Genomic DNA, 18,216 nt, shown 5'->3' on the forward strand with positions numbered 1-18,216 from the left:
TAACCTAGTGCCTGGCTTAAACCAGCAACTGCAACCAATCCACGCGGGACGCATCGTCGAGGGCAAAGCCCTTGCCCGATAGCGACAGGTTCCGGTTGTACGCCGGGTCCTGCTCGAACGCGGCGGACCACTTCTCTCGCAATGCCGCCAGCGCCCGCGGTGCCTGTGGCAGAAGCCCGGGATGCAGGACCTGCACGTGTGGCGTCCAGACCACCAGGTAACCGGCCTGGCCCGCCTTCAGGCACAGATCGACATCGGCGAATGCGTCGGCAAACGCGTCTTCATCCAGGCCGTCGACACCCTCGTAGAGAGCCTTGCGGACCATCAGGCACACGCCGCTGACAGCCGAGTAGTCCTGTTCCACCAGCAGGCGGTTCATGTAGCCCTTGGCATCCTTCTTCTCGCCGACGAACGCCGAACCCACGCCGCCATTGAGCCCCAGGATCAACCCGGCCTGGGCGACCTTGCTGTCACGGCTGTAGAGCTTGGCCCCGACCACGCCGACTTCCGGGCGCAACGCCTGGTTGAGCAGCGATTCGATCCAGTTCGGGTTGACGATTTCAGCCGCGGCATCGAGCAACACCAGGTACTCGCCCCGGGCTTCCCCGGAGGCGGTGTTGTACAGTGCCGTCTGGCTCAGACGTTGATCGACGCGCAGGACACGTACCCTGGCATTGCTCTGCTGTTCGTCGAGCCAGCTGGAAAACGCCGCCGAATGACTCGCGTTATCGACGATCAGCACCTCGTACTGCAGGTAGCGGGTGCGCAACAGCACACTGCTCAGGCAGCGCTCCAGTTCTTCCTGATTGTCCTGGCCCTGAAGCAGGATCGACACCAGCGGTCGCTCGGTATGACGATAATCGACCATGTAGGTGCCCGGCTCCGGCGAGCTGACCTGTGCCTTGTAGCCACGGGTACCCAGATGGCGGATCAGCGCCGAACGCTCATCGGCATTCTCGACCGACTCCGGAGTACTGCAGATCAGCAACGGCTCATTCAGATGCGCCAGGCCACCCATGCCGTCCTGCTCGATCAGGCGCAGCAACAGGTCGAATTCCAGCGCCTTGCTGAAGTCGGCATTGAAACCACCGGCCTCGACCAGCACCTCACGGCGAATCAACCAGTGCCGGGCCATCTGGGCCGGGACGCTTTGCAACAGATCGAGGTTGAAACCAGGGCGGAAGACATCGGTCAGAGCGCCATTGACATCGCGCTGGATCTCGTCGGTGCAGACCGCACGACAACCCTCGGCATGGCGCAACTCCAGACCGGCTCGCAACAGCCCGCTGGCCGTGAACTCGTCCCCCGCTTCGGCCAGCAACAGCCAGTCGCAGGAAGATTGACGTGCGAACTGGTTCAGCTTGTCGACGTAGTTGGCCTCGGTCACACGCACGAAATGCAGGGTGTTCTGGATCGAGGTAGCGGCCTGCGGTTCGCCCGTGGTGAAGACAGCAATCCTGAAGGCCTTGCTGTGCCCTTCCAGCAAGCTGTCGAGGGTGACCTGCAACTTGACGATATCATCGCCCAGATCCAGCAGCATCAAGCCAAACGTCGGACCATTGCCCTGCTGCGCTTCATAGCTGGCAATCGCGTCCCGTGCGGCAACGTCGGGCTCGCGGGCGTCCAGCCACTTGACCAGGCGGCCCGACAGCATGGCGTCGTAGGTGGAGCTGTTGTCCTCGGTGGAGACAGCATCCAGGCGCTCGGCCCAGGCCGCAATGTTCCGGGACTCTTCATCTTCGCCCAACAGTTCGAGCTGTCGCGCCAGGGCCTTGACCACCCGACGGTTGAACAGGTTGCAGTCAAGCGCCTGCCACAAGCGGTCGACCACGCTTTCCGGGGTATCGTTGTTGTGCGCACGCATCAGCGCCTGCTGGCGGGTCCAGCTCGCCTCGAGGCGCTGCAGTTGCGCGCGGCCGGCCGGCATGGCGTGCAAGAGGAATTCATACTGGGTCAGTTGATCGAAGAATGCCTGGTTGTAGAACGGCATCTCCATGTACTGCTTGGGCCCGAAGCTACGCTGCGGAGGCTCCTGGATACTGTTCCAGGTCGAATCGAAGATCATCTCGGCGGTCAATGCCCGCCCGTGACGCAGGCTGTCGGCCATCGCCTCGAAGCTTTCCAGGGCGAAGACCCGGGTCTGCTCCCGGTCCAGCCCCTCGATAGCGGTGGGCAGGGTCGCCAGGAAATCGGCAAACGCCTCGCGTTCGAGCGTCGACTTGCGATCAGTGTAGGTCAGCGAATGGAAGACCTCGGTGCTGTGCTCCGAGTTGCCGTAGTTGATCTCGCGGACCACATAGGGAATCGGCAGGATGCGCGCCTTGGCCCGGGCCAGCATGTAGTAGACGTGGCCGATTTCCTGCCACTGGAAGCTGGTGCCCTTGGGCATCGCCAGGTGCCATTCGCGCAGCAGGTCCGTGCGATGCACCGCATAGAACGGCGGCAGGTACTGGTTCATGTAGCTCAGGACCCGATCCTCCGGCCGCTCGTCGTCGTAGTCCTCACGGACCTTCTTGTCGCGGCGGTAGTACAGGACGCTGTTGGCCAGCGTCAGGTACATCAGGCAGTAGCCGTGGCACATGCCGTAGTCGGGATTGGCCTCGAGGAACGCCACGGACTGGTTCAACGCGTCCGGCACGATGAAATCATCGTCGGCGGCAAAGACCATATACGGTGTCTTCACGCTCATCACGCCGTGGGCGAACTTGTCCTGCAGTTTCCAGTAGTCGTACTGCGGCACATGCACGTACTCGACCGAATCATAGCCATGCGCGACCTCGGCACAGGCCTGCGGCGACGAGTCCAGCACCAGCAGTTTGCAAGGCAGTGCGCTGTAGAACTTCACCGCCCGGCGCAGGAACGCCGGCCGGTTATGGGTGACCAGCACCACCGTCAACAAATCGCCCAGGACCAACGCCTGTTCAGTCACATACTTGCCTTGCATAACCTTTCCTCAAAACAGCCGAATCGACCCGTGAACCCAGGATGATGTTGTTACTCAGCGAACCCGACGCAGGTAGCCGTCCGGTGCAACGGTGACCAGCAGCTTGTTCTCCAGTTGCTTGTCGATCTCGAAATCACGATTTTCTTCCAGGTAGGCCCAGACCGCGGTCTTCGGGTTGTCACCCGGACCCCATGGACGATCCGGGAAGAACTCCGGAGGCATGTCTTCGACCACGGTGTCCATCACCACGCAGTAGCTGCCGACCGACACCAGCGGTGCGTAGAGACGCAGTTCCTCGAGCACATGGTCGTGGGTATGGTTGGAGTCCAGGACCAGGATCACCCGCTTGCCTTCGGCGGCCTTGCGCACCTGTTCGACGGTCGACAACTCGATACTCGAGCCTTCGATCATGCTGATGCGCTTGCTCATCGGATGGCTTTCGATGGCTTCGCGGTTGTGCGGGCGAATGTCGCGGTCGATACCCAGCACTTCGCCATGGCCTTGCAGTTCCAGCAGCGAGGCGTAGTAGATGATCGAGCCACCATGGGCAATACCGCACTCGATGACCAGGTCCGGCTTGACCTGCCAGATGATCTCCTGCATCGCCATCATGTCCTGGGGCAACTGGATGATCGGCCGACCCATCCAGGAAAAGTGGTAGCTGTACTTGTGCTTGGCCGATTCGTTGAAGAACTCGCGGGCCAGGCCCTGGAGTTTTTCATCCTGGCCCTGGGCGGCGATTTCGGCTTGGCATTCGGCTTCGAAAGCTTGCATAGCGGTATTGGTCATTGTTCGGTCTCGGCAAAAGTTCATTGAAAGGAGGCGCTGTCAACGGCGTGGTAGACGTAGCGTCCACCCGTCATGCGCTTGATTTCTTCGAGGTAATTGGAATTCATCACAAACAGGTTGGCACCTTCGGGCAAGGTCTCCAGGGCTTCTTGCGGCGACGACACGCGGACGCCGCTGAGTGGCAGGTAACGCCCCTGCTTGGCCGGGTTGATGTCCACCACCTGGTCGACAGCTACACCTGCCCGTTGCAGGAATAACGAATAGATCACGCCTTTGGACGATGCCCCCCAGATACAGGAACCCTGTTCGGGCGCCTCGCGGATAATGCGGATGGCCTTGTCCAGGCTGGCGGTGAAGTTGTCCGGCAACTGCTGGCGGACCACCGGCGCCGTCGGTGTCAGGCGCAGGCTGCCAAGATCGGCGACGATATACAGGTACTGCCCGCCAAACAGATGACCGGCCTCGTGCACGGTGCCGAACAGCCGACGCAGGTCGTCGAGACGGAAGTAGTTGACATGCTCGTAGAACAGGTCGAACCAGGCACTATGCTCGACGATCCAGTCGAAGCACGGCACCTCGATATAGATCTGCCCGCCCTGGTTGGCATCGGCCATTGCAGCAAGGAATACGACCGGGTCGGCGATATGTTCCAGCACATGACGCAGCACCAGGGCATCGGCCGCCAGGCCCAGGCCACGGGTGAACGGTGCCTTGATCACCTCCGGATTGCTACCCTCGTAGGCCGGGTCGATGCCGGTGATGGCATACCCCAGGCCGCGCAACAGTTCGAGAAAATAACCCTTGCCGCAGCCGACCTCGATCAGGCTCTGCCCCTTGAAGTGCCGGGCAATGATGCCCTCCACATCGTTCAGGTGCTGCTGGAACTGGCCGGAGTGGGCCTGTTCGTTCTGGTAATCGCTGTCGTAGCTCAGCTTGCCGGCGTCGAAGGCCTGGTTGAAGATCAGCCCGCTGACCTCATCCTGCACCAGCACGATATCGGCACAGGCCGAAGCCCTGGCGGATGCCACGTCGGCAAAGGTGCGGTTTTGCAGGACGGGCAGATCGCTTGCCCGATACAACTCATGCGCCATGTTCGCCTCCCAGTAACTGTTGCAGCCGCTCGGCCACGCCCCAGAACGCCATGGGCTCATGGCTGGCGTAACCGTAGTGACCCAGGTTCAGCGCAATCGACGCGCCGCGTTCACGCAGGCGCTGCTCCACCAGGGTCCTGACCGCTATCGGCCGGCCGCTGGCGCAATTGATCACACCGGAAAAATCCCGTAGCTCCAGCAGCCGTGCGAGGTAGTCGGCCGCCACTTCGATGGCCAGGTAATCGCGCAACTGCTCGCCCGCCGACATGTTGAAATGGCTGTCACCGGCCTCGATGGCACGGTCCAGGCTGGCCAGCAGGCTGTTGGGGTTCTGCCCCTCGCCATGGAGATAGAACAACCGTGCCCATTGCAGATTGAACGGTACCTGCTCGCGCAGCGTCTCCAGGAACAGGCGCAGGCTGTTCTTCGCCAGGCCATACGGATTGCTCGGTTGAGGTGCCACCGCTTCACTCAGGGGGCCGCTCTGCAGGCCGTATTCGAAGCAGGTGCCGGTCACCAGTACCTGGGGGACGCCGGCTTCGACCACCTGTTTGATAAAACGGTAATCGGCGAACAGATTGTGTTCGAAGTGGAATAACGCCTGATAGTTGGGCAAGCCCGGCCAGGCCAGATGAGCCAGGACATCGATACCGTCGGTCAGCGCGGCCACGTCCAGTCCGACGGCATGCACATCGGCGGTGATAAATTCCACGTCATCGATCCACGGCAGGCTTCGCGCCTTCTGCGCATCGCGAGCCACCGCACGGACCCTGTGTCCGCGCGCCAGCAAGGCCGAAACCAGGTGGCGACCGACAAAACCGGTCGCCCCCGTCACCAGCACCTTGAGGCCGCTCACAGGACCGTCAACTCGGGCACGGCGACCACGAAACGCCCGCCCCATTCACGCACAACCGCCTGCTGCTGACTGACTTCCTGCAGCAGGTTCCACGGCAACACCAGCACATAGTCGGGTTTCTCGGCTTCGATACGCTCGGGCGAGACCACGGGAATCCGACTGCCCGGCAGGAACTTGCCCTGCTTGTGCGGGTTGGCATCGGCCACCCAGGCCAGCAGGTCGGGCCTGACCCCGGCATAGTTGAGCAAGGTATTGCCCTTGGCCGCCGCGCCATAGCCGACCACGCGCTTGCCTTCGGCCTTGGCCTGCAAGAGGAAACGCAACAGGCCGTGCTTGATGCGTTCGGCGGCCGGCGCCAGGGTCGCGTAGAACTCCGGCTTTTTCACGCCGGTGACCAGTTCGGCTTCCAGCACCTGTCCAACCAACGGTTGTACCGCACGCCGCGAACCATCGGCACGCTGCACGAAGACCCGCAGCGAACCGCCATGGGTCGGCAAGCCGCTGACGTCGAAGATTTCCAGGCCGTTGCGCGCGCACAGTGCCTGCACCGCGGTCAGCGACAGGTAGGAGTAGTGCTCGTGATACAGGGTATCGAACTGATGCCCGGCCATCAGGGCAAGCAGGTGCGGAAACTCGAAGGTCGCCACGCCCGCCGGCTTGAGCAGGGTCGCGAAGCCCTGGAGGAAATCGTTGATGTCCGGCACATGAGCCAGCACATTGTTGGCCGCCATCAGGTCGGCCGCCCAGCCCTCTTCGCGCAACTGCAACGCGGTGTCCCGACCAAAGAACAGCTCACGGATCTCCAGGCCCTTGTCCCGCGCCGCCTGGGCGGTGCTGCGGGTCGGTTCGACCCCCAGGCAGGGAATGCCGCGCCCGGCCACATACTGCAGCAGGTAGCCATCGTTGGCGGCCACTTCCACCACGCGACTGTCGCGGTTCAACCCGAAGCGCTCGACCATCTCGGCCACATACCGCTCGGCATGGGCCAGCCAGGTGCTGGAAAACGAGCTGAAGTAGGCATAGTCGGCGTCGAACAGCATATCGGCGCGGGTGTAGTCCTCGGTCTGTACCAGCCAGCAACTCTGGCACACCGCGACTTTCAACGGCACCCAGGGTTCGGCCTGCTCCAACTGGTCGGCCCGCAGGTAGGCATTGGATGGCGGCGAGGTGCCGAGATCGATCAACGGCAAGACCAGGGGGGTGCCGCAACCTCGGCAGTTCATAGACGCACTCCAGGGAAAGACGCGTCGAGCAGTGGATGACCCGCATCCCTGGCCGACAGATTTTTGACAGCCTCGGGCCAGGCAATCGCCAGGCGCGGATCGAGTACCGACAGGCCGCCCTCACAGTCCGGCGCGTAGTCGGCACTGTGCAGGTACAACAGTTCGGCGTCGTCGCTCAGGGTCTGGAAGCCGTGGGCAAAGCCGGCGGGCAACAACAGGCTGCGACCGTCACCGGCGCGCAGATGCTCGGCGTGCCAGTGCAGGAAGGTTGCCGAGTCCGGACGCAGGTCCACCGCGACATCCCAGACCTCTCCCCGCAGGCAGGTGATCAGCTTGGCTTCAGGGGCCTGGGCATTCTGATAATGCAGGCCGCGCACGCTGCCGCGCTCGCGGGTGCAGGAATGATTGATCTGGCGAACGTGAAAGGCCTGGCCAAAGGCACTCAGGCTGCCTTCGCAAAACAGCCGGGAAAATTGTCCGCGCTGATCGGCATGACGTTTGTGCTGCACACTGAACAGGCCCTCGAGGGGCAAGGCACGAATCAGGAACTCGCTCACGGCGTCCCCCGATAGACACCCAATTGGCCCAGGGTCACGGCACGCATGTCTGCGCCGTTTTTCCACGCCAGGTGCCAGTCCAGGGTGTGTTCCAGGCATTGCTGCAACGACCAGCGCGGTTGCCAGCAGAGCAGTTGCCGCGCACGGCTGCTGTCCAGGCGCAACAGCCCGGCTTCATGCAGTTCGCTCGGCTCGACCCGCAGCCCCGGGGCCTGGGGCCAGCGCTCGGCGAGCCGCCCGACCACGTCACCGACACTGCACATATCGTCTTCGCCGGGCCCGAAGTTCCAGGCCCCGGCCAATTCCGGCCCGCGCTCATAAAGCGCGGCGGCCAGTTGCAGGTAGCCGGCCAGCGGCTCCAGCGCATGCTGCCAGGGGCGCACAGCCTGTGGATAACGCAAGGTCACCGGCTCATCCGCCGACCAGGCCCGGAGCACATCGGGAATCAAGCGCTCCGGTGAAAAGTCACCGCCGCCCAGGACATTGCCGGCCCGCGCGGTCGCCACCGCCAGGCCATGCACGTCGTAGCGCGCGGCGGGGAAAAAGGAGGCAACGTAGGACTGCGCCAGCAACTCGCAACAGGCCTTGCTGCTGCTATAGGGATCATGGCCGCCCAAGGCCTCGTTTTCCCGATAGGGCCAGGCCCACTCCTGGTTGGCGTAGACCTTGTCGGTGGTCACCAGCACACAGGCACGCACCCCCCCGACCTGGCGAATCGCCTCAAGCAGGTTGAGAGTGCCCATGACATTACTTGAGTAAGTACCGAGCGGGTCGCGATAGGCCTCGCGCACCAGTGGCTGCGCGGCCAGGTGCAGGACGATTTCCGGCTCGGTCTCGGCGATCAGTTCGAGCAATGCGCCGAGGTCACGCAGGTCGCCGCGCCGGTCATTGATGCCCTCGCCCACCCGGGCCAGTTCGAACAGGTTCGGCTCGGTCGCCGGTGCCAGGGCAAAGCCGCTGACCTCGGCGCCCAGGCTTTGCAGCCACAGCGCCAGCCAACTGCCCTTGAAGCCGGTATGACCGGTCAGCAGGACCCGCTTGCCGCGCCAGAAAGCCGGGCTCAGTCCCACTGCTTCCATGGGGCCTCCCCGCTCTGCCACAACTGCTCCAGGTGATTCTTGTCGCGCAGGGTGTCCATCGGATGCCAGAAACCATCATGCTGGAAGGCATTCAACTGCCCCTGGGCGGCCAGGCCCATCAGCGGTTCGGCTTCCCATACCGTGGTGTCGCTGCTGATCAATGGCAAGACCTTGGGTGACAGGACAAAAAATCCGCCGTTGATCCAGCCACCATCGCCACGGGGCTTTTCGATAAAGCCGCGAACCATGTCGCCATCGCGCTCCAACGCGCCGTAACGTCCCGGAGGTTGCACAGCGGTGACCGTGGCCAACTTGCCGCTGCTACGGTGGAAATCCACCAGCGCACCGATATTCAGGTCCGAGACGCCGTCGCCGTAGGTGAAACAGAAGGCTTCTTCGTTTTCCAGGTAACGACCGGCGCGACGCAGGCGGCCGCCGGTCATGGTTTCCTCACCGGTGTCGATCAGGGTGACGCGCCATGGCTCGCTGTAGTTCTGGTGAACGTCCATGCGGTTGTTGCACATGTCGAAGGTGACGTCTGAGGTGTGCAGAAAGTAGTTGGCGAAGAAGTCCTTGATGGCGTAACCCTTGTACCCCAGGCAGATCACGAAGTCGTGGATACCGTGGGCCGAGTACTGCTTCATGATGTGCCAGAGAATTGGCTTGCCGCCGATCTCGATCATCGGCTTGGGCTTGAGGTGCGATTCCTCGCTGATCCGCGTGCCCAGGCCACCCGCCAGAATAACTGCCTTCATCTTGTCCCCTCTTGTTCGTCACAGGGCGGGCTGAGGCCCTGTCGGACTTCCCAGACTGCCGGGTCAAATCGCTTGAAACAGCGCCGGACCAATTGGCCACGCCGTCGAATGCACGATTTATGGCGATATAAAGAGGGTCTTGCAGGAAACGCGCCAGCTCCAGGAGGCAGACTTCCGGCACAACATTAGGGGTCGATTACGGGCTATCCGCGAGAAAGGGAAACCGTGGAGCCGGCAGCCGACTCCACGGGTCTGGAGGATGCGTAAGAGCGGGAATCAGTCGGCCAACCAGCCGTTTTCCCAGTAACGCAGGTTATCGCCGCGCAGCATGTAGTCGCGCAACACCGTCTCGCGCAGCTCATCGCCCATGCGGTAGCTGGCGTCGGGATCGGACAGGTGCATACGGATAGCTTGCAGCCATTCATCCGTGGTGTTGGTCTTGATCCTGGTACAAGGCAGATAACCGTCGTAGGCCCGGGTATCGGTGCAAATGACCGGGTAACCACAGGCACCGTACTCCAGCAGACGCAGGTTGCTCTTGCAGTCGTTGAAGATGTGGAATTCCAGTGGCGCGAGCGCCAGGTCCAGGTTCAGGCTGGCGAGCTTGGCCGGATAGATGCCGAGGTCGATCACACCATGGAACTCATGCATGTAGGGACGCAACTCTTCCGGACACATGCCGAAGAACACCCAATCCACTTCGCTGGCCAGTTCCCGGACAACGTCGGCGATGATCGCCAGGTCGCCCGCATGACTGGTACCACCGCCCCAGCCGACCCGCGGCTTGGCCGAGGTTCGCCGGCGACTCACCAGCCCTTGCCACATATGCGTCGCCAGCATGTTCGGCACCACACGGATATCGTGATGCATCGACGACAAGGCATCGGCCAGCGAGGGCGTCGACACCACGACCCGGTCGCACAGCGAGATTCCGCGGCGCACCAGGTTCTCCATATCCGCGCTGCCCGGCAGATTGCGAATATGCCCGTTCTTGCGGGGCACATTGATCACATAGTCATCGAGTTCATAGATACGCCGGGCATTGCTGTAGGCTTTCAAGCCATGGATCTCGTTGATCGGCTGCTCGGCATAACGCCCCTGGAGGACGATCACGTCAGGCGACTGACGCTCCACCTCGATGATCGAAGGCAGATTGTAATAGGTCCGCCCTACCGCCCGACCCGCCGCCTCCAGCTCGATCAGCGGCTGGGTCACCCGATAATGCCCGATGGCCGAAGCGTTTACCGGCAGCCCCATGATCACCGGCAGGTGGCGACCGGCAAACGGCGTCCAGCCTGAGCGCAGTCCCGGCTCAAGACTGAAGCTGGAGCCGCCCAGGCCATCGAGGGTCAGGTTCGGGTTATAGGCCGGGTCGCGCGCAACGACAGGCAGCCAGCGCTGGTAGAACGTCTCCTGCTCCTGGACTCGCGAGGCCTGCTCGTCTTCCTCGAGCGTCACCGTCGGCAGCGCACCGAGGGCTACCTGGGCGTAAGGCGTCCAGACCACCAGGTAATGCTCCCGGGCAACACGCAGGCACAGATCCACGTCGTTGAGTGTCTGGGCAAAATGCGCCTCATCAAGCCCGCCGACGGCCTCGAAGACGTCCTTGCGTACCATCAGGCAATCGGAGCCGACGGCACTCAGGTCATGGACCACCTGCAAACGGTACATGTAGCCGCTTGCATGCATCAGCTCACCGTAGAAGGGCAGGCCGGCCGGACCGCGCAGGCCGAGAATCAGGCCGGCATGCAGCACCCGCCCGTCAGGACTGAACAGCTTGGCCCCGACCACACCGACTTCAGGACGCCGGGCCTGCTGCAGCATCTCATCCAGCCACTGGCCATTGGTGATCACCGCGAACGGATTGAGCATCAGCAGGTACTGACCCACTGCCTGTTGCGCGGCAAAGTTGCGCACGGCGGCCGCATTGCCCTGGCGGGGATACTCCAGCACCCGCACCCGGTCGCTGCCCAGTTGCACCATCGCGCCGAACCAGGCCTTCGCTTCGGCGCTTTCGCTGCCGTTATCCACCAGCAGCAACTCATATTCGCTGTAGGCGGTCTTTTCGAGCAGACTCTCGACACAGCGCTGAAGCGCCGCGCAATGATCCTTGCTGACAATGATGATCGACACCAGCGGCCGACCCTCATGCACATAGTTGACCCGATTGATCAGGCTCGCACCGCCAGACTGGATCTCGTGGGCAATCCCCATCCTGTCCAGGTGCGCTCGTACCACTTGCCGATTGAGACCGACCAACTCCGGCAACGACAGCCAGTTGGACAAGGCAAAGGCCGACTCCAGCAGGACCTCCGCGACATGCTCGACCGCACGGGTCCCCTCCTCCTCGACCAGGCGCCAGATCACATCATGAGGCGCCAGTTCTCCATGCAGCGCATCGAACCCGCCCAGCGCCAGGAAAGCCTCACGCTGGAAAGCCAGGGTGCGCCCGACATAGGGATAACCACGCAGCAGATCCAGGTTGAAGTCAGGCTTGAACACCGGCTCCACCGATTCACCTTCGCGCAGCCCGCCCTCATCGCTGTAGAAACACCGCGCATTGGGCAATATCGAAATGCGTTCAGCCATTATCAACAGCGCCGACTCGACCAGGCGATCGCCCGCGCGCAACAGATAAAACCACTCGACGCCATCGAGTTGCGGCAATAACTCGTTGACCTGTTGCTGCCAATCATCCTGCAAGGGCAGCCGGAACACCCGCCCATCCAATGCGGGTTCGGTACAGGCGCTGGACAACACCAGCGTCAGCTCGGGCGCATAGAGTTGAGCCTCAAGGCTCTGCAGCGTTATCCCCAGGGCAGCGCTGCTGCCCTGCTCGTCGAGTACGACGGGGACGATTTTCGGTCGGCTCGACCATCCGGCCAGATTGTCCGGCAGCAGCTTGCGCTGCGCCTCGCTCAGCACCCGGCACGCCAGCCATTCGCCGTAGAGCTGTGCAAAGCTTTCGCTGGCAATACCGACGCGCCAGTTTTGCGTGGTCTGCTTGGTACCCAGGGTCCGGCTCAAGGGCAGCTCTTCCCAGTCCCGCGGCAACGTATCGGCCTTCGCCAATTGCACATAACGGATCCAGCCCGGTGCAGGAGCGGGCTCGCCGCTACGCGCCTTGAGCATCTGCATCAGCCACTGCCTTTCGACCTCAGCGGCATCCAACTGGGTTTGCTGACGACTCCAGCGTTCTGGATACAGGCGCTCGACACTGAGAACGCCGTTGAGCACCGCCAGGTTGCCGCGACGCAGCAGGCAGACATAAAGGGCAAAATCCAGGCTGGCGACAAAGCAATGTCCGGGCTGGGTCAACGCCGGCAACAGTTCCAGCAGGTCCGAACGGCGAAACAGGGCACAACTCAAACCACCGAAAAAGTTGGCGGGAAAGCTCTCGCAGATGCCCAGCAGATCCTCACCCTTGAACACGCCGGAAACCGGCGACAGCGGGCTGTTCTCAAGACGGGACGGCAGTTGCAGGTCATCGGCGTCCCAGTACAGGCGCTGCACCAATACCAGATTGACGTCTGCGTGCTCGGTGAGCTGCTGCGCCTGCTGCTCGATGCAACCCGGGAACAACTGGTCGTCGTCGCAGAGAAACTTGATGTACTCGCCCTGCGCCAACCCCAGGCCAGCCTTGAGGTTTTCGACAACCCCCAGGGTCTGCGGGTTTGACACGTACCGAATGGTGATCCCTGCCTGCTCCTCCAGGGAACGCACCACTTTTTCGATCTCATCGCCGCGACTGTCGTCGCACACGATGATCTCGAGGTTGCCATACGCCTGGACCAGGGCACTGTTCAAGGCCTTGGCAAAAAACCGTGGATTGAAGGCGGGAATGACGATACTGACAAGCGGGATAGGGTTCACGGCGAGGTTCTCGAGCGACGGGAACCCTCCCGGTCGGGAGAGCCCCTGGGACCACTGAATGCAGCGATCGATAGACGACAGTTACAACCGGAGGGCGCTTGCGCGCCCACCGTCTTCAGATCTTGTTGAACAGACCGAGCTGGCTGATCTTGCTGAACGCCAACTGAGCCGCCTGCAGCATGGTCTGCTGCAGGGTCAGGCGGGTCATCACCTCGGCCGGATCGGAGTCCCTGATCGCCTGCTGGCTGCTGGTATTGGCCAGCGTGAGGCTCTCGTTGGTCGCTGCCTGTACATCCATCGCCGACCCACGCGTACCGACAGTGGTAGTCGCACTGCCCACCTGGTTCATCGCGCTGTCGATATTACTGATCCCCGCATTCATCGTTGCCAACTGCTTCTGCTGGGCCGTCGGAATGCCGTCGCTCGGGGTATTCAGGGCATTGATCATCGAACCCAGGGTGTCGAGGATATTCTGGGTCTGGTGATTGTTGGGCTGGACGATGAACTGGTCACCGGCCGATGCCGCACCGCTGAAGGTGAAAGTGACACCCGCGGCCGTTGCCGTCTGGGCCGCCGGCGGCGCGGGCATGGTACCCGAGGACACCGGCTTGCTGTCCGCTGATATCGGCGCGGCGTAAAGGTCATAGGCGCCGCCGGCACCAAACTTGATGATCGCCCCGCCACTCGGGAAGGTGCTGGTGTAGGCCGCCTGGTCGGTCGTGGTCGCGCCGGTGATCACCGATGTCGAGGTGTTGCCCGCGCTACGCGAGGTATTGAAGGTGTCCGGCTGCGCCGACAATGTGAAGGTATGGCCGGCGATCACCGTGTCCGGGACATCACCGGACTTCAGGTTGATGTTCAGACCCAGGTCGATGCCACGGAAATTCACCGTCTGGTTGGCACCGTTGCTGTTGTTGATGACACCGTTCTGGCTGGCCTCCGAGGTCACGTCATTGCCGCCGGCGTCGGTGATCTTCAGCTGCGTGCTGCTGAGGAACGTCACGGTGTAAGGCTGGCCCGCGGCGAACTTGGCATCATAGGTCGCACTGTTGCTGACCTGGCCGTTGGACAGGCTCACACGACCATCGTCAACTGCCGGGGCGGTCATGGTGACGTTCGTCCGAGCAGTGTTTATGGACTGCTGAAAGGCTTCCCAGCCAGTGATATTGCTACCCAGCGACAGATTGTCGCCGACTTGCAGGCTCAAGGTGGACTGGTCACCGTTGTAGCTGTAGGTACCGTCCGCATTGGCGGTATAGGGCGCAGTATTGGTCTTCGAGCCACCAAACAGGTAGTTGCCGTTGGAGTCCTGGCTGTTCATCAGGCCGAGAATCGTCTGCTGCAACTGCCCGAGTTCCTGGGCTGCGGCCTTGCGGTCGGCATCGGTCTTGCTGCCGGTGTTGGCAGCCACCGCCAGCTCACGAGCGCGCTGCATCGCAGTCTGGATCGAGTCCAGCGCCGTCTCGGTCTGACTGTATTGGGTCTTGAGTGCGGAAGCATTGGTCCCGTATTGAGTTAGCGCGGCGCTTTGCTGGCCCAGTTGCAGCAGCCGAGCGGCGCCGACCGGATCATCGGCAGCGGTGTTGACCTTGGTCAGGCTGCTGGCCTCGGCGGCGCTCTTGAGGGTGTCGTTGTAGCCACGCTGATAGTTGGCAGCGGTCGTTTCGTAATACTGGGCGGTGGAAATGCGCATGAATTACGACTCCTTAAAGACTGTTGATCAGCGTGCTGAAAGTTTCCTGCGCCGCCTTGATGATCTGCGACGAGGCGGTGTAGTACTGCTGGTACTTGACCAGGTTGCCGGTTTCTTCGTCGAGGTTGACCCCGGACAGAGAGTCTCGCGCGCCCTTGGCGTTGGTCAGTACCGTGGTGGTCGCATCACTGTCCGACTTGGCCGTGGCCGCCTTGGTACCGACATTGGAAACCAGCTTGCCGTAGGCGTCCGACAGACTGATGCCACCGCTCGCGGTGCCGGTGTCGACGGTTTTCTTGGTCTGCAGGCCGACCAGGGCGGTGCTGTTGCGGTTATCCGAGGAACCGGCGCCAGTCATGGACATGGTGAAGCTTTCGCCGGCTTTCGGATTGCCGCCCACCGTGGTCTGGACCGTGAAGGTCTTCTGCACGTTGGGCGTGACGGTAGTGTCCATCACCGGGTTACCCGAGGAGTCCACCATGTTGACCTTGAGGTTCAGGGTGTTGTTCTGGCCCGGTACGATGGTGCCGGTGCCCATGACATTGCCCTTGGCGTCGGTCAGGGTGTAGCTCTGGGTGCCCGCCGCGGCCCCGGTACCCGGGGCACCGAAGACGATCTTGGCCGGTGTCCCGTATTTGATCGCGTCCTGCAGTTGCGCATTGTTGGTCGCATTGGAGCCGCCCAACTGATCAACCAGGGTCGGCTGGGTGTAGGTCCCGCCGTTGTTGGCACTGGTCACGCCGGTCAGGGGCGCGGCCGCGGCGATATTCTTCGAGTCGGTCATCACCGTCTGGATATCGCTGGCGCCGCTGCGGGTCGGGGTGATCTTGAAGCTGTCGCCCGCGGTCATCGGCGTGGCGCTATTGGGATTCAGGGTGAAACCATCGATGACCGGCGGCGGCGTGGTGGCCGTGCTGAAGCTGCCCATGTCGGTGCCGTCGGAACGCTTGACCGAGTAGTTCGTACCACTGGTGAAGGTCACCTGGTAGTCGTAGGTGGTCAACGCGCCGGTGTCGTTGATATTCACGTTCAGGTTGCCGGACGCCGGATTGTTGGTCGACTTGGCGATACTGCGCTGGCTGACGAGAGCCGCGCTGTTGATATCGTTGAAGATCGCCGAACCGAAGTTGCCGTTCTTGTCGATACCCTGGGCGTTCTGCTTGTTCATCTGGTCGGCGACGACCAGGGCCACGCGCCCCAGTTCGTTCAGCGCCGGGTTCAGCACTTCGTTGCGATAACGGATCAGGCCGCCCATTTCGCCACCGGTCACCGAATCGGTGATATCGATGGTGCTCGACGCACGATTCAATTGCAGCGAGGAACGGCTCGGGTCGTCCTTGCTCGGCACCGCCGATATGGTGTTCGTACTGTTGCCCATGACCAGCGGCTGGCCGTTGGCGAGGTAGACATCGTAGTTGGAGCCACGCTCGGTCACCGAAGTGCCGACCAGCTCGGACAGTTGACGGACCGCCTCGTTGCGCTTGTCCATCAGGTCGTTGGGCGCGCCGGCGGAGGGGGAAATCCGCGAGATCTGGTCGTTGTAGCCGGCGATGCTGGACGCCAGCTTGTTCACCTGGTCGGCCATGTCCGCCAGGTTGGTGTTGATCCCGGTGTTCTGGTCGTTGAGTTGCTTGGCGATGGTGTTGAACTTGTCACTCAGGGCCTTGGCGCTGCTCAATGCGCTCTGACGGGACGGATCGTCGGTCGGCGAGGCCGAAACCGCTTGCAGGGAAGTGAAGAACTTCTGCAAGGAGGCGGTCATACCGGTGTTGGTATCGGACAGCATCGAGTCGGTCGGAGTGACCTGGGCCAGGTACGACGACGTATCGCTGTTGAGCGAGGTCGCGGTATGCAGCTGCGATTCCAGGTACGAGCTGTAGACCCGACGCACATCCGCCAGGGTGGTACCGGTGCCGATGAAGACATTGCCGTACTTCTGCGAGGCCCCCGAGCTCTGCACGGTTTGCTGACGCGAATAACCGGCGGTATCAACGTTGGCAATGTTGTTGCCGGTAGTCGATAGAGCCGAGCTGGCCGCGTTCAACCCCGTCATCCCGATATTGAGCAGACTCATGATTCATGACCTTATAAATTCGTGGAAGCGCCCGCCGCAGCGTAGTTCTGGTAGCTCTTCATCGTTTTTGCTATTTGCGAAATCTTGCTGGCGTAGTCCGGGTCGGTTGCATACCCGGCCTTTTGCAGCTCACGTACAAACTGTTCTGGGTTATCGGCCGACTTCAGCACATCTTGATAGCGATTATTGCTTTGCAGCATCGTCACCAGATCGTGGAAGCTGTCCTGGTAAGAGGCGTAGGAACGGAAGTCCGCCGTCTCCTTGACCATCTGCCCATTCCTGAATTCGCTGGTGATCGCCCGGGCCTGCGGCCCCTGCCAACTGCTGCCGGTCTTGATGCCGAACAGGTTATGACTGCTGCTGCCGTCCTGCTGGCGCATGACCGACTTGCCCCAGCCGGTTTCCAGGGCCGCCTGGGCCACCAGGTAACGCGGGTCGACACCGATTCGCTGGGCCGCCTGCTGCGCCATGGGCAGCATGGTCGCGACAAATTCATCCTGGGAACTGAACGCACGCCTGGCCGGCGCCAGCGGCGGCTGGGCCATGGCACGGCCATAGACCTGCATCCCCCCGGTCGGTACGGCAAGCCAGTCACCATTGACCACGGTGTCGCCGCCGGCAGGGCTCCGTTGCGGCAGCACGTTCCTGGCCTGTGCAGCCTGGGCGCCATCGACCGACGGGACCAGCCCGGCCAACAGGCGATCGGCCAGCTTGCTCGGCAACGCCAGGCGCCGCGAATTGAGTTTTGCCACATCGTTGCGCAGGGTGCCGTCAGTCGCGTTGTGGGTACCCACTCGCGACGCCCACAACGCGTGCTGGCCGTTGGAACGCAGGAACGGCGACCCCGGCGTCGCTGTCGTGGTGCCCGCGGCAATCGGCGTCTCGACCGGAGTCTCGACCGCGCCCGCAGGCGGTCCGACCTTGAGCCCGCTGTCCGATGGCCGGGTGGATTTCTCCTTGGACATCTGGCGCATCAACACGTCGGCCAGACCGATACCACCCCCCTGGCGGGACATGGTCACCGCCAGTTGCTGGTCATACATTTCCTGGTATTGCTTGGCCGCCGGGGTATTGAGCGGATTGTCCTGGCCCAGCACTTCGGTGGCCGAACGCATGGACTTGAGCATCTGGCTGAGAAACAGCGACTCGAATTCCTGCGCGACCTTGCGCAGGTTGCCGTCGCTGTTGCGATCGCCGACCTTCAGGTTGTTCAGGCGATTGAGGTCGGTATAGGCCCCCGAGTCGCTGGTACTGACGATCCCGCTCTTGCGAATATCCACCA

Annotated in this window: 12 protein-coding genes; all 12 read right to left on the reverse strand. The window is 62.3% G+C overall.

Annotation, left to right across the window (positions count from 1 at the left end; all coding sequences use genetic code 11):
- Window positions 1–16: 16 nt before the first annotated feature.
- Window positions 17–2,944, reverse strand: a complete 2,928-nt coding sequence (locus HX851_RS36650; RefSeq protein ID WP_177064800.1) for a TIGR00180 family glycosyltransferase — start codon at window positions 2,942–2,944, stop codon at window positions 17–19.
- 54 nt (window positions 2,945–2,998) lie between these two features.
- The gene (locus HX851_RS36655; RefSeq protein ID WP_177060353.1) at window positions 2,999–3,733 is read right to left on the reverse strand and encodes a cephalosporin hydroxylase family protein; all 735 of its coding nucleotides are present in this window, start codon (window positions 3,731–3,733) and stop codon (window positions 2,999–3,001) included.
- Between the two features lie 20 nt (window positions 3,734–3,753).
- Window positions 3,754–4,824, reverse strand: a complete 1,071-nt coding sequence (locus tag HX851_RS36660; RefSeq protein WP_177060351.1) for a class I SAM-dependent methyltransferase — start codon at window positions 4,822–4,824, stop codon at window positions 3,754–3,756.
- On the reverse strand, window positions 4,814–5,680 hold the full coding sequence (locus HX851_RS36665; RefSeq protein WP_369680884.1) for an NAD-dependent epimerase/dehydratase family protein: 867 nt from the start codon (window positions 5,678–5,680) through the stop codon (window positions 4,814–4,816). The genes HX851_RS36660 and HX851_RS36665 overlap by 11 nt, the downstream gene beginning before the upstream one ends.
- Window positions 5,677–6,903 (reverse strand): class I SAM-dependent methyltransferase, encoded by a 1,227-nt coding sequence (locus HX851_RS36670; RefSeq protein WP_177064796.1) that lies wholly within the window; start codon window positions 6,901–6,903, stop codon window positions 5,677–5,679. Before HX851_RS36670 ends, HX851_RS36665 begins: the two co-directional genes overlap by 4 nt.
- Window positions 6,900–7,460 (reverse strand): dTDP-4-dehydrorhamnose 3,5-epimerase family protein, encoded by a 561-nt coding sequence (locus tag HX851_RS36675; RefSeq protein ID WP_177064794.1) that lies wholly within the window; start codon window positions 7,458–7,460, stop codon window positions 6,900–6,902. The genes HX851_RS36670 and HX851_RS36675 overlap by 4 nt, the downstream gene beginning before the upstream one ends.
- Window positions 7,457–8,539: a CDP-glucose 4,6-dehydratase gene (gene rfbG, locus HX851_RS36680; protein ID WP_177064792.1), complete on the reverse strand. Its 1,083-nt coding sequence runs from the start codon at window positions 8,537–8,539 to the stop codon at window positions 7,457–7,459. Before rfbG ends, HX851_RS36675 begins: the two co-directional genes overlap by 4 nt.
- A complete protein-coding gene (rfbF, locus tag HX851_RS36685; RefSeq protein ID WP_177064790.1) occupies window positions 8,521–9,294 on the reverse strand; it encodes a glucose-1-phosphate cytidylyltransferase in 774 nt (257 codons plus the stop codon). Before rfbF ends, rfbG begins: the two co-directional genes overlap by 19 nt.
- A 276-nt stretch (window positions 9,295–9,570) precedes the next feature.
- A complete protein-coding gene (locus HX851_RS36690; protein ID WP_177064788.1) occupies window positions 9,571–13,167 on the reverse strand; it encodes a glycosyltransferase in 3,597 nt (1,198 codons plus the stop codon).
- Between the two features lie 115 nt (window positions 13,168–13,282).
- Window positions 13,283–14,860: a flagellar hook-associated protein 3 gene (locus HX851_RS36695; protein ID WP_177060337.1), complete on the reverse strand. Its 1,578-nt coding sequence runs from the start codon at window positions 14,858–14,860 to the stop codon at window positions 13,283–13,285.
- Window positions 14,861–14,873: 13 nt separating this feature from the next.
- A complete protein-coding gene (gene flgK, locus HX851_RS36700; RefSeq protein WP_177060335.1) occupies window positions 14,874–16,934 on the reverse strand; it encodes a flagellar hook-associated protein FlgK in 2,061 nt (686 codons plus the stop codon).
- An 11-nt stretch (window positions 16,935–16,945) separates the two neighbouring features.
- A complete protein-coding gene (gene flgJ / locus HX851_RS36705) occupies window positions 16,946–18,214 on the reverse strand; it encodes a flagellar assembly peptidoglycan hydrolase FlgJ (RefSeq protein WP_177060505.1) in 1,269 nt (422 codons plus the stop codon).
- Window positions 18,215–18,216: the final 2 nt, after the last annotated feature.

It is taken from the genome of Pseudomonas gingeri (assembly GCF_013385635.1).
Taxonomy (GTDB): domain Bacteria; phylum Pseudomonadota; class Gammaproteobacteria; order Pseudomonadales; family Pseudomonadaceae; genus Aquipseudomonas; species Aquipseudomonas gingeri_A.

Coding starts and splice junctions, on each gene's coding strand:
- HX851_RS36660 (WP_177060351.1), bottom strand. CDS start 4,824: ATGGCGCATGAGTTGTATCGGGCAAGCGATCTGCCCGTCCTGCAAAAC.
- HX851_RS36655 (WP_177060353.1), bottom strand. CDS start 3,733: ATGACCAATACCGCTATGCAAGCTTTCGAAGCCGAATGCCAAGCCGAA.
- flgK (WP_177060335.1), bottom strand. CDS start 16,934: ATGAGTCTGCTCAATATCGGGATGACGGGGTTGAACGCGGCCAGCTCG.
- HX851_RS36695 (WP_177060337.1), bottom strand. CDS start 14,860: ATGCGCATTTCCACCGCCCAGTATTACGAAACGACCGCTGCCAACTAT.
- HX851_RS36650 (WP_177064800.1), bottom strand. CDS start 2,944: ATGCAAGGCAAGTATGTGACTGAACAGGCGTTGGTCCTGGGCGATTTG.
- HX851_RS36670 (WP_177064796.1), bottom strand. CDS start 6,903: ATGAACTGCCGAGGTTGCGGCACCCCCCTGGTCTTGCCGTTGATCGAT.
- rfbG (WP_177064792.1), bottom strand. CDS start 8,539: ATGGAAGCAGTGGGACTGAGCCCGGCTTTCTGGCGCGGCAAGCGGGTC.
- rfbF (WP_177064790.1), bottom strand. CDS start 9,294: ATGAAGGCAGTTATTCTGGCGGGTGGCCTGGGCACGCGGATCAGCGAG.